The sequence below is a fragment of the Flavobacterium sp. GCM10023249 genome, assembly GCF_042653365.1.
Classification (GTDB): domain Bacteria; phylum Bacteroidota; class Bacteroidia; order Flavobacteriales; family Flavobacteriaceae; genus Flavobacterium.
Genome location: NZ_JBHSHZ010000009.1, coordinates 203,180 through 215,158, shown reverse-complemented (window position 1 = coordinate 215,158; position 11,979 = coordinate 203,180). Strand labels below are relative to the sequence as shown.

At 35.7% G+C, this 11,979-nt stretch carries 11 protein-coding genes; 4 read left to right on the top strand and 7 right to left on the bottom strand.

Going from position 1 to position 11,979, the window contains the following annotated elements; translation table 11 throughout:
* Position 1 precedes the first annotated feature (1 nt).
* Positions 2-307: an antibiotic biosynthesis monooxygenase family protein gene (locus ACFO7M_RS07710; protein WP_379734937.1), complete on the top strand. Its 306-nt coding sequence runs from the start codon at positions 2-4 to the stop codon at positions 305-307.
* Between the two features lie 35 nt (positions 308-342).
* Positions 343-1,128: a hypothetical protein gene (locus ACFO7M_RS07705; RefSeq protein WP_379734936.1), complete on the top strand. Its 786-nt coding sequence runs from the start codon at positions 343-345 to the stop codon at positions 1,126-1,128.
* A 30-nt stretch (positions 1,129-1,158) separates the two neighbouring features.
* On the opposite strand, the gene ACFO7M_RS07700 is transcribed toward ACFO7M_RS07705, so the two are convergent.
* Entirely contained in the window at positions 1,159-3,030 is a 1,872-nt protein-coding gene (locus ACFO7M_RS07700; RefSeq protein WP_379713790.1) for a DUF349 domain-containing protein, read from the bottom strand.
* Between the two features lie 233 nt (positions 3,031-3,263).
* Here ACFO7M_RS07700 and ACFO7M_RS07695 point away from each other — a divergent pair, with 233 nt between their 5' ends.
* Entirely contained in the window at positions 3,264-3,614 is a 351-nt protein-coding gene (locus ACFO7M_RS07695) for a hypothetical protein (protein WP_379734934.1), read from the top strand.
* Here ACFO7M_RS07695 and ACFO7M_RS07690 read toward each other — a convergent pair.
* The 6 genes from ACFO7M_RS07690 to ACFO7M_RS07665 all read right to left on the bottom strand — a co-directional run bounded on the left by ACFO7M_RS07690 (position 3,611) and on the right by ACFO7M_RS07665 (position 11,344).
* Positions 3,611-4,348 carry a shikimate dehydrogenase family protein gene (locus ACFO7M_RS07690; protein WP_379734932.1) on the bottom strand — a complete coding sequence of 246 codons (738 nt, stop codon included), beginning with the start codon at positions 4,346-4,348 and terminating at the stop codon, positions 3,611-3,613. The two genes, ACFO7M_RS07695 and ACFO7M_RS07690, sit on opposite strands and share 4 nt — an antisense overlap.
* Positions 4,345-4,902: an energy transducer TonB gene (locus tag ACFO7M_RS07685; protein WP_379734930.1), complete on the bottom strand. Its 558-nt coding sequence runs from the start codon at positions 4,900-4,902 to the stop codon at positions 4,345-4,347. Before ACFO7M_RS07685 ends, ACFO7M_RS07690 begins: the two co-directional genes overlap by 4 nt.
* Positions 4,902-6,296 (bottom strand): tetratricopeptide repeat protein, encoded by a 1,395-nt coding sequence (locus ACFO7M_RS07680; protein ID WP_379734928.1) that lies wholly within the window; start codon positions 6,294-6,296, stop codon positions 4,902-4,904. The genes ACFO7M_RS07685 and ACFO7M_RS07680 overlap by 1 nt, the downstream gene beginning before the upstream one ends.
* A 274-nt stretch (positions 6,297-6,570) precedes the next feature.
* Complete coding sequence (locus ACFO7M_RS07675; protein WP_379713782.1) at positions 6,571-7,758, bottom strand: aspartate aminotransferase family protein; 1,188 nt, start codon at positions 7,756-7,758, stop codon at positions 6,571-6,573.
* Positions 7,759-7,765: 7 nt separating this feature from the next.
* Positions 7,766-9,454 (bottom strand): OstA-like protein, encoded by a 1,689-nt coding sequence (locus ACFO7M_RS07670; RefSeq protein ID WP_379734926.1) that lies wholly within the window; start codon positions 9,452-9,454, stop codon positions 7,766-7,768.
* 72 nt (positions 9,455-9,526) lie between these two features.
* Positions 9,527-11,344: a chloride channel protein gene (locus ACFO7M_RS07665; RefSeq protein WP_379734924.1), complete on the bottom strand. Its 1,818-nt coding sequence runs from the start codon at positions 11,342-11,344 to the stop codon at positions 9,527-9,529.
* Positions 11,345-11,488: 144 nt separating this feature from the next.
* Between ACFO7M_RS07665 and ACFO7M_RS07660 the strand changes: the two genes are divergently transcribed.
* Entirely contained in the window at positions 11,489-11,959 is a 471-nt protein-coding gene (locus ACFO7M_RS07660) for a hypothetical protein (RefSeq protein ID WP_379734922.1), read from the top strand.
* The last annotated feature ends 20 nt before the right edge of the window (positions 11,960-11,979 follow it).

The window sequence follows — 11,979 nt, the reverse complement described above, 5'->3', positions numbered from 1 at the left end:
AATGGAACTACCTTACTATGCAGTGATATTTACCTCGGTTCGCACGGATATCGAAGAAGGTTATGATGAAATGGCTGATTTAATGGTAAAGCTGGCTAAAGAACAAGATGGTTTTTTAGGAGTGGAATCGGCACGCAACCAAATAGGTATTACAGTATCCTATTGGGAGAATTTGGAATCAATTCGCAATTGGAAACAAAACATTGACCACTTGGTGGCGCAGCAAAAAGGCAGAGAAAAGTGGTACCAATCCTATACAACCCGAATTTGTCTTGTAGAAAGGGAATATAGTTTTGAAAAAGAATAATGTAGCTTTGGAATAATTTTTGTTAGATTTACGCTGTGAAGAAAATAATAGTCATACTTTCTTTTTTGCCCTTAATAGGGTATGCTCAGGACGGTAAAGTGCTGAAGGCTGTTGCATTGCCAAGAGTCGATTTGCCTAAACCGGATGATAAAGCCAAACCAGCTCCTGCCAATCCTCAATATTCGATTTCTCAACCCTTTGAGCCTGAAAGATTCAAGTTTCCAACCAAGGTTTATGAAGAACCGAAAATTGAACCTAGAGGAATGTCCAATCAGCCTAAAAGCGATTTGAATGTAGGGAAACTTTATGCTGAAAAAATGAATAAATCCAATGTGGTTGTTAAAGAAGGAAACGATAACAGTAAAGATTTCAGAAGACATATGTATTTTGGTGAATTTAAGACTGAATCGGCAACTATTTCTCTTAACTATAGGGATTTTGGCGAGATTGATGCAGACAGAATTAGAGTATGGGTCGATGGAAAGTTAGTTGTTACAATGGTAGAGTTAAGAGCCAATTCGAATAAATTATATATTGGTTTATTGGAAGGAATTAATCATATTGAAATTGAAGCATTAAACGAAGGAGCTTTATCGCCTAATACAGGTGAATTTGGATTCTTTGACGAACAAGGGATGTTGATTACTGAAGACAAATGGGGATTGTCTACAGGTTTTAAAGCTAAATTTAATATCAACAGAGTGCCAAAAGGAACGCTTTTAAAGTCGAAAACGCAAGAAGTGGCTAAGGAAGGAAGTGGTGAAACAGTCCCTACGAATGAAGTCAAAAAAGAAACAAAAAAAGAAGAAGAGAAGAAATAAAAAAAAGCCATCATTATGATGGCTTTTTTATTACATATTTCTTAACTGTTTCAGTTTCTCTTTCCAAGTGGCTAATTCTTCCTTATGGCGGTCAATGTTTTTCTTCACTTCTGCAACCATAGGATTGTCTTTCTTGGCATTGGCAAAAAACTGAATATTATTTTCCAATTGGAAAATTTCATTCTGTACTTCTTCAATTTTACGCTGAATGAAAATCTTTTCACCGTCAATTTTTCGGTTGTCATTGCCTAATTGTTCCAAACGACTATTGAAACGCATCATTTCCGCTTCTTTTTTGCTTGAACTCAACTTTTCAAACAATACATCCAACACTTTATTGAATTTACCTTCAATATGACGTCTTGCAAAAGGCACTTTACCGAAACTTTTCCAAGTCTCAATATGCGCTTTAATGGCATCTAAATCAGTTTTATGATTACCGCTAAATTCAAATTCTTTGATTTTTTCAAGATATTCTTTCTTCTTATCGAAAGCTATGATTTCTACTTCTTCGTTTTGATTTCTAGCCGCATGCAAACGATCGAAATAGTGATTGCAGGCTTCTTTGAATTCTGCCCACACAGCATCGGAAAACTTCTTCGGAACATGACCAATTTTTTTCCATTCTTCCTGAATTTGTTTCATTACAGGTGTTGCAGCAGCAAAATCTTCACTTTCCTGTAATTCTCTGGCGCGGGCTACCAAAGCATTTTTCTTGTCTAAATTGGATTGCTGCTCTTTTTTAATGTCTTTATAGAACGAATTTTTATGTGCATTGAAATTGCGGACAGCCGTTTTGAAATCGCTCCAAGTTTGCTCGTTAACTTCAACGGGAACCTTACCTGTTGAGAAGAATTCTTGTCGTAACGCTTCAATTTTATTGATTTGTGCCTGCCAACCGGTGTGTACTTCTACTTTTTCGGTAGCGATTGCTTCAATAGCAGCAATAATTTCACGTTTTTTATTCAAATTCTCTTGTTCGATTTCGCGCATTTGGCCAAACATAGATTCACGCTTATCGTGCATTTGTTTGGTAATTTCGCTAAACTGATTCCAAATTTCTTCTCGATGTTCTCTAGAAACCGGACCGATTTCTTCTTTCCAGATTTTGTGTAACGATTGTAATTCTCTAAAAGCTTTGAAAACATCGTGTTCGTTTAATAGATCTTTGGCGCGAGCTATAATTTTTAATTTTTGATCCAAATTATGTTTGAAATCCAAATCGCGTGCCTCGCGGTCTAAATGTAAAATATCGTAGAAATTTTCCACATGGAAATGGTAATTGTTCCAAACGTGGTTGTATTTGTCTTTAGGTATAGGACCGGCATTTTTCCATCTTTCACGTAAATCATTGAAATGTTTTAACGCGTCTTTGATGTTTTCATTGGGATTAATTATTGTTTTTAACTCCTCAATAATTGCCAGTCTCTTTTGAAGATTGTCTTTTAAAGCCGATTCTAGACTTTTAAAATGAGAGCTTTTTTTAGTTTTGTAGTTGTTGTATATCGAGTCGAATTTGGTTTTTAATGGAAAATGATATTCAAATTCTTCGTTTGAATTCGGGTTTTCATGTAAAAATTCTTCTTTCTTTTCATCAATAAAATGATTGTATTTTGATAAAAAGGCTTGTTTGATTTCTTCAACATGGTTTCGAATTGCCATAACCTTTTCTTGGCTCACCAAATGTTCTAATTCTAAAACAAGTTGATCCATGTCCAAAGTTTCATAGTCTTTCATTGGAATGTCATGACTTTCTTCTATAGAAGCATCTTCGCTCACTTCAGCATTAAGGTTTTCAATTACTTCAACCGCTTCGTTTACAATTTCAGCTTCATTTTGAGTAATATTTCCGTCTGTCGTTGTACTCTCCACTGACAGGTTATCGTGTTTTTCTTCTTGCATCTTGCAGGATATTTACAGTTATTTACCGCCGAAGTTACTAAAATCGAACTAAAATCAAAAGTAAAAACCGTTATAAAACAATTTTTAATTGGTGAATTACCGTTTTAGAGGGAACATAATCCTTTATAACCACAATTTTGGTTTAAATTGTTCGTTCTATGGTAGGTTATAAATTGGATTAATTGTGTAATTCAATTTATTTCATAAATTTACATTCAGTTAAACCTACTATTATGAAAAAGTTATTCATTGCATCGGTATTGTTATTGTCGATAGCCGGTTATTCCCAAACTGCTAACAAAGATTTGAGAACCAGTAAAGAGTACAAAAAAGAAGTATCGGTATTAAAATTATCATCGGAACAGGAAGCGCAGTATTTTCAATTGACGAATAAGTATGTTGGTTTGAATGACGAGCTAATGGAAATGAATATTCCTTCTTCAGAAGTAGTTAAAAAGCAAGATGCTTTGGAAGAAAAGAAATACGCCGAAATGCAACAGTTGTTGTCGGAAGAACAATTCACGACGTATAAAAAGTTGGCCGCTGATAAAATTGCTGCTGCCAGAAACTTGAAAAAATACTAATCTGTCCAGATTTTCCAAGCTTTCTCAGCTTGTAAAACTAACATCTCATAGCCGTTCTTAGTAACGGCTTTTTTTTGTTTGGCTCTTTTTAAAAATTCGGTTGTTTCCGGATTGTATATCAAATCGTACGCAATGTGTTTTTCAGTAAAACAATCGTAGGGCAGGTCAGGGCAAATTTCTATGTTAGGGTGTGTTCCTAAAGGAGTACAGTTGATAATAATGGTATAGTCTTCAAAAATCAATAGACTAAGATCTTGATACGTAATCGTTTTTTTGGAAGCTTTTCTGGAAACGTATTGATAGTCGATTCCTAAAGTTTGCAAACCGAAAGCAACGGCTTTCGCAGCTCCGCCAGTACCTAAAATCAGTGCTTTTTTGTGGTGACTTTCAAGTAATGGTTTTAACGATTCGGTGAAACCAAAATAATCGGTATTGTGACCTTCCAGTTTACCGTCAGCTAACACTTTAATGGTATTTACGGCACCAATGGCTTTGGCATTTTCGGATAATTGATCTAAAAACGGAATGACTTCTTCTTTGTAAGGAATAGTAACATTCATCCCAATGGTAGTCGGATTGTTTTTTAGAATGGATGAAAATTGAGCAATGGATGGAATATCAAAGTTTTCATAACTGTAGTCTTGCGATAATCCTTCATTGATGAATTTTTGGGCAAAATAGTTACGAGAAAACGAGTAGTTGATATTTCTACCTAACAAACCTAGTTTTTTCATTTTGTGGTATCAAAGGTTTGGGGTTGCTTTTGAGGAACATAGGAATTATAATCAGTATTCGCTTTTATATCTATTTCAATGGGAAGTAAGTAGGAAGTTCGAACACGTTTGCCATTCTGAATGCCGGCTTGCCATTTCCCCATGGTTTTTAATACTCGAATTGCCTCTATGCTTATTCCTGGATAAGGTAAATCACGAACTAATCTAATATTACTTGGTTCTCCGTTCTTTTCGATTATGAACTCTACTATAATTTTTCCTTTGACATCGTTTTCAAGACTAGAAGACAATTTGAAACTTTTATTGAATACATTGTAGAAATTCTTACTACCTCCTTTGAATTCGGGTTTTATTTCGATTGCTGTTATAGAATATACAGTAGAGTCTTCTAATTCTAATGAATTCTTTTTCGAAGAGTCTCCATTAATATCTGGATTGTAGTTTTTTTCTTCTTTGTTAATAATTAATTCAGTTGCTGTTGGAGGATTGGTCTTTTTTTGTCCAAAACTTAGACAAAAAAATAGTAATCCCATTAAAACCAAATAGTTTTTCATTATTTTTTGTAGCGTTCTACAATATCCTGTACCGATTTTCTTTCCCAAATGATTGGGAACAATTCTTCCAGAGTATTTCTGTTTTTAAAACTGATGCGTAAACCATTGTTAAGGTGAAAAGAGCCTTTTTCAGTATCGTGTAACATGAAGTACAAACCGGCCAAACGGTATTCGATTTCGTGCTCTTCCGGGAAATACTCGCAAGCCTGAAGTAAGGTTTGCACGGCAACATCAAACTCACCCAAGAATTGTAAAATATCTACCCAGTACAACCAGGTGTCCAATTCATAATCGCCATATTCCACGGCTTTACGATAGCCCATTTCAGCTTCTTCATAAAAATTTAAAGCACGATTTATGGTAGCATATCGTTTCCAGTACATTTTATTTTCACTGTCAATAGCTAATGCTTTGTTGACAAAAAATAAAGCCTTTTGAAAATTTTTCTTTTTAAAATATAAATCGGTGATGGCAATCCAACCTTTATCCAAAAGTGGATCTTCATGAACGGTTTCGTTGTAGAATTTTAAAGCTTCTATTTCGTTACCTAGTTTTTCATAACATTTCCCAATTCGTAACAAAGCATATGAAGTTGGATCGTCCAAAATAATGGTTTCTTGATAGTTTTCTATAGCTTCTTCGTATCTTTTTAAACGCTCTAATGATTTTGCCTTTTCCATGAAGGCACCCATAAACTGATCGTCAATTACAGTGGCATAATCAAAAGCAAAATACGCTTCTTCATAGCGTTTGATCGAATAATTCAAACGACCCAATTGGTGCCACGCAATTTCACTGTACGGATTTTCATCGATGTATTTCGTTAAAAACGCAATCGCATCTTCGTATTGTTCCAAAAATTCAAAACAGTAAATAACATTGTACAAACTGGATTGTTCTTCGGGTTCTTCGTTCAAACATTTGATGAAGTTTTCTTTGGCCAATTCCAATTCGTCCATGAAAAGGTATTCCATACCAATCAAATTATATACATCTGCATAATCATCGGTATAGCGTAGCGCCATTTTCAAAAGTTCAACCGCTTTTTCGTGATTGTCTCTTTTGGAATAAATATTGGCTTTCTGGATGTAAATTTCTTCGTTGGTAGGCTCTATAGCATACAATTCGTTAAGCAGTTTTTCAGCGGGTTCCAATTTGTCTTCAAAAACCAGCATTTCCACTTGGACCAATCGTAAACCTGTTGATTTCGGATGTTGCTCTAAAGCTAATTTGAGCGCTTTTTTAGCCAATGACGGCTTTCCGATATCCATATAATGTAGTATGATATCCTCAAATTCTTCTGAATCAAAAAACAACACTTTGTTTGTTTTCAACATTGATTCAAAACGTGATAAGGATAAATTGCGATCTTCTTCTTCGTGACTCAAATGCATACTCATTGCTTTTAGAATTATCCTTAATAAAATTAGGAAACCTTTAATTTGTTATTGGTATTGAAAATCAATTGTTGTGAACAATTTAATTAACAATTTTTATTTTTTTTTGGAGCTGATCCCGCTTTCGCCTTTATCTTTTTTGTTGTTGTATCTTTCCGAAATTCCGTGAAAATGAAATTCAACAAAAAAGGATACCGGCTCTATCGGGGCTATTTTTCAGTCCTATAATTGTATTGTAGTAAACTTATCGAATTCTGTAATCAGTAAAACGTTACAATTCACTCAATACTTCATTCATAGCTTCAATAATAATGCCACATCCTTCTTCTATTTCTTCTTTTGAAAGGGTTAGAGGCGGAGTGATGCGTATAGCACAGCCTTCAAACAGTAACCAGAACAAAATCAATCCTTTATCCTGACATTTGAAGATTACTTTATTGGTGATTTCCGGACTTTCTGTCATAGCAGCAAGCATCAATCCTTCACCGCGTACTTCTTTAATCAAAGGATGTACTAACAATTTACGAAATAATTGCTCTTTCTCCAAGCATTCCGGCATTAAATCGGTTTCCACCAATTCTTGTAAAGTGGCTAAACAGGCGGCAGCAATTACCGGATGACCACCAAAAGTGGTGATATGACCCAGTTTTGGATCGTGGCTTAATAAATCCATATGCTTCTCATTGGCAGTAAACGCACCCACAGGCATTCCGCCACCCATTCCTTTGCCCATTACGACAATATCCGGAACCACATCATAATTCTGAAATCCGAATAGTTTCCCTGTTCTTCCGAAACCAGGTTGTATTTCATCCAAAATCATCATAGCACCCACTTCGTCACAACGTTGACGGACTTTCTTTAAAAAGTCATTATGCGGCTGTATAAAACCAGCTCCACCCTGAATGGTTTCTAAGATAATTCCTGCTGTTTTCTCGGTGATTTTAAGTAAATCTTCTTCGTTGTTGAATGTAATAAAATCTACATCCGGAATCAAAGGACGAAATATTTGCTTGCGTTCTTCAAATCCCATCACGCTCATCGAACCCATAGTGTTGCCGTGGTACGCATTAAAACAGGAAATCAGTTGGCTTCTTCCTGTTACACGTCGGGCCAATTTTAAAGCACCTTCTGTAGCTTCAGTACCAGAATTCACTAAATAGGTTTTATTCAATTGCGGAGGCATGTGTTCTGCCATTAACTTGCACAAGGCTACCGATGGATCTTGCGCATATTCGCCATATACCATTACGTGGGCATATTTGTCCAACTGATCAATAATGGCTTGTTTAACTCTCGGATGCTGATGTCCTAATGTACATGCTGATACACCGGCAACAAAATCCAGGTATTTCTTTCCTTTGGTATCGTAGATATATGAGCCCAATGCGTGAGAAACTTCCATTCCTAATGGATAGGGGGAAGTTTGGGCTTGGTATTTGTAGAAATCGTTGAGCATTACTTGTTTATTTTTTCTTCTTTGCAACCGGTTTTTTAGCAGTTGGTTTCGGTTTGTCGTATTCCAATGTTTCCTTTGAAGCTTCCATTGGCGCATCCGGTTCCAGTGATTTTTTCTTAACTTCCGCTTTGGCCTTGGCGTCGAGTTCGAGTTCTTCTTTCGGGAATATATCGTCAACGGATAAAAGTTGTTCGTCACCGCGCCATACAAATCCGCGTAGCGTCCTTGCATTTTCAGGCAATTCGTTTTCCGGGAAAATATCACCGTCTACATTGGTGAAAAAAGTAATGGTATCGATGGTATTCCCGTTGAGAATCATATTGATTTTACTGCTGACATTTTTATTGATACCAATGAGTTCCTGTTTGTCGTTTCTCATGTAGTATAGTACTTCGGTATTCTTGACAATATCTACTTCGTGCAGTTTGTTGTCTTTGAACTTACCAAATAAGTTTTGTCCTTTCACCTGATTAAATCCGTTTCCAATAGTGTCTTTGGAAATGATAAAAGCATTGTTCAGTACTTTTAAGGAATCTATTTTTTCTGTTTTGGCATTCGATATCAAATGCATTACATCACCCGTCATTTGATTTTTACCATTCCACAAAATAGGTTGCCCAATCATTTGTGTCAATCCTTTTTTCTGATCAAAATGAATGGAATCACATTTGCCACTCATGTCTTTTTTAAAGAAACGGGCGTTATTGTAACCTCTTAAAATACGTTCTTGTGGCTTTCCGGTTACGACCAATCGCTTGGCGTGAAACCAAACCGAATCTTTTTCAAAAAGTCCTGATACCAATGCTTTTTTGGTAATATACATGGAGTCTTTTTGTTTGAAAACTTCAGCATAATGACCTCTTACCACCATTTTGTTGACCGTATCGGTGATTTTTACATTATTAATAGCGCGAGCATAATCTTTTTTACGATCATAGTACAAATCTTCTCCTTCTATGATCCGGTCCCGGTATTTGATCTTGGAACCTTTCTGGAGTTTTCCTTCGTCTTTTTTTGTATCGTAGAATCCTTTTGTGGTATAAATCGTGTTCGTTGCTGAAGCAATAGTGGATGGTCCGAACACATAGGCATGACCCGAATTGGTGTAATAATCCAAATGATTGGTACGAATGGTATGTGTCGGATTTTTAACCGTTACAGCGGTGTTGAACTGGAATTTCTTTTGGTTCAAGTGATAGGTTCCTGACTTACTGGTTAATGTGTTTTCTGCATCACGAATGGTTCCTCCCGTGTTGTAATACGCAATCTGACTGTTTCTGTCAAAGTTGATGGTATCTGTGGTAACCGTCATTTTTGGATCGGTCATGATGACATTTCCAGAGGCAAAAGCAAATTTTTTATTGCCATCGTATTCGGCATATTTGCTGCTCATGCTTAGTGTATCGCCTTGAACCATGTTCACATTTCCAAAGGCTTTTACATAATTGGTTTTGGTAAAATGATAGGCTTTGTTACAAGTCATACGTACTCCTTGATGAATAACTACAACATTTCCTGTAAGTACAACAGCGCCTGGTACTTCTTTTTCAGAAATATCCAAATAGTCTGAATGTTCAATAAAAATCTGCTTGCTGTCTGCAGGAGGAGTCGTTTGTGCTGACTTAACCTGTGACCAGCCTTGGTGCTGACAAGTAATCAGTAGGAAAAGGAAAATTCGAAAATATATCTTACTCAAAGTATGTTTATTTTTTTGCCAAAATTAACTAAAATCAGCCAAATCAGGATTGCATTAAGAATTATTTATCACTTATTCAATCACCATTTCCTTGAATTTGATACGATACGCCTCCAAAATATCTAGTTTGGATAAGAAGCCAAAAAATTTACCATTTTTAAGTACGGGTAATGTTTCGTGATCTGAAAAATCGAATTTTTCCATAATAGAGTCGATGTCTTCGTCATATTCTAACGTTACTTCTGGATAGTACATGAATTCTTTAACCGTCGAATATTTTACCTGAAAAGAATTGAAAATCACATCGCGGATTTTGTTGAACTCTATAATACCAATCAGTTGATTGTTGCTGTTTAAAACCGGAAAAATCTCTTGTTTGCGAGACGATAAAAGCGCTGTCAATTTTTCCAATGAAGTGTCTTCGGTAACTGATTCGTTGTGCGTTTTGATTAAATTTAACGCATCAATACTTTGCAAAATATTACGGTCTTTATCGCTGGTAAATACTTCTCCTTTGTCTGCCAATGTTTTTACATCCATCGAATGGATTTCAAAACGCTTTGAAATGGCAAAACTAATGGAAGAAACTATCATTAGTGGAATCATTAAATCATAACCACCGGTGATTTCTCCAATCAAAAATATGGCAGTTAGCGGTGCATGAAATAAACCGCTCAAAATTCCTGCCATGCCCACAATGGTAAAATTGGTAATGGGTAATTTTGAAAGTCCTAGCATTTCCACAGTTTTAGCCACAAAGAAACCAAGATACGATCCAACAAATAGGGAAGGTGCAAAGTTACCTCCATTGCCTCCGCTTCCTAATGTAATTCCTGTTGCCACTGATTTAATTAATGCAATGGCTCCAACAAAAAGTAATAGTACCCACTCTTTACTTTTTTGACTTTCCAATAAAGTGTTGTCTAATAATTCTTCGGGATGCGCAGTAGACAGCGTTTTGATGCTTTCGTATCCTTCACCGAAAAGTGTAGGGAAAAGAAAAATTAATACGGCTAAAACCAATGAACCAAAAATAGCTTTGGCATATTTTCTTTCCGAAAAATGAGCAAAATAATGTTCTACTTTTCGAAATGTTCTTGCGTGGTATACAGAAACCAAACCGGCTAAAATACCCAGCAAAACATAGTAAGGCGTATTTCTAAAGTTAAAATCTTGTTCTTGTTGGAAACTAAGAAGGATGTCGCTACTCAATACTATTTTAGAAATCAAGGCACCTGTTGCTGCTGAAATCATAATGGGTATAAAGGCAGAAATGGTAATATCAGTCAGTATGACTTCAATTGCAAATAATACGCCAGCAATAGGAGCATTGAAAGCAGCACCAATTCCAGCCGAAACACCACAGGCTAATAGTAAAATGCGGTCTTTTTGCGACAGCTTGTAATTTTGAGCATAATTGGAGCCAAAAGCAGCGCCGGTAATCACAATCGGGCTTTCTAATCCAGCAGATCCACCCAAACCAACGGTAAGTGAGCTGGTTATGATTTGTGCATACATTTGCTTTCGGGGTATAATTCCTCCCTTTTTGGCTACCGAATGTAATATACGGGAACTTCCTTTTTCGATGTTACCACCCAAAAAACGTTGGATCACAACAACAGTCAAAATAATACCGACAATAGGAAGTATACTGTTCGAGTAAGGTAATTTTAAATAATTATTGATGTAGTTGGCCCACAAAAAAACATTGTGAGCAAAACTTTTTAGAAGTATTACCGCAAATGCACAAGAAATAGCAACAGCTACACAGGAGAAATAAATGAAATTGCGTTCTGATAAAACTTCTTTGGCAAGAAAAAAGAAAATTTCAAAACGACGTAAAATTTTTCTCAAGAATAATTGAAATGATGCTGAAATTCGTGTTGGCATTGTATTATAGTAATGTAGAATTACAAATATAGGCTTTATTTTTGTGTAAAAGCTAACAATAGGACTTTACAAATCATTATCTATGTATTTGTATTCTAATTAAAAAAACTATTTTTGGCTTTTAAATAAAAATCTAATAAACGAATGAAAAAAGTTTTTATTATTTCTCTTTTCGCTTTAGGTGCACAGTTTTCTTTTTCGCAATCTTCTGGATGTGGTATTAAGGATGTACAAGTAGCAGTTGAAAAGGCGGCAGCAAACAGTAAGCAACAAGAAGCGGCAAATCAGGCGAAGTATGTGAAAGCGTTAGCGCAACTTACTAAAGTAAAAAAATGGAATGCTACTCAAGAAGGTGATTTCGGATTGAGAATTATCGAAAGTAATGAAATTAAGGCTTGTGAAGAAAATAAGAGAAAAGCTTTTATGGAGTTCATGGAGGTTTTGAAAACTGCTGACGAGAAAAATGTTACTGAAGCGAATTGTAAAGTAAAAATTCAAGCTGAAGAAAAATTCAACAATATCATCCAGCAAAATGCTGCCGAATGGAAAGTGATGCTCGATAAAATTGGAGCAGAATACAAAGCGGTAACGAAGAAAGATCTAGTAATCGAATAATAAATAGATAAGATATAAAA

Excerpts from the sequence above, each read along its gene's own strand:
- ACFO7M_RS07710 (WP_379734937.1), top strand. The coding sequence starts at position 2 with ATGGAACTACCTTACTATGCAGTGATATTTACCTCGGTTCGCACGGAT.
- ACFO7M_RS07700 (WP_379713790.1), bottom strand. The coding sequence starts at position 3,030 with ATGCAAGAAGAAAAACACGATAACCTGTCAGTGGAGAGTACAACGACA.
- ACFO7M_RS07695 (WP_379734934.1), top strand. The coding sequence starts at position 3,264 with ATGAAAAAGTTATTCATTGCATCGGTATTGTTATTGTCGATAGCCGGT.
- ACFO7M_RS07690 (WP_379734932.1), bottom strand. The coding sequence starts at position 4,348 with ATGAAAAAACTAGGTTTGTTAGGTAGAAATATCAACTACTCGTTTTCT.
- ACFO7M_RS07685 (WP_379734930.1), bottom strand. The coding sequence starts at position 4,902 with ATGAAAAACTATTTGGTTTTAATGGGATTACTATTTTTTTGTCTAAGT.
- ACFO7M_RS07680 (WP_379734928.1), bottom strand. The coding sequence starts at position 6,296 with ATGCATTTGAGTCACGAAGAAGAAGATCGCAATTTATCCTTATCACGT.
- ACFO7M_RS07675 (WP_379713782.1), bottom strand. The coding sequence starts at position 7,758 with ATGCTCAACGATTTCTACAAATACCAAGCCCAAACTTCCCCCTATCCA.
- ACFO7M_RS07665 (WP_379734924.1), bottom strand. The coding sequence starts at position 11,344 with ATGCCAACACGAATTTCAGCATCATTTCAATTATTCTTGAGAAAAATT.
- ACFO7M_RS07660 (WP_379734922.1), top strand. The coding sequence starts at position 11,489 with ATGAAAAAAGTTTTTATTATTTCTCTTTTCGCTTTAGGTGCACAGTTT.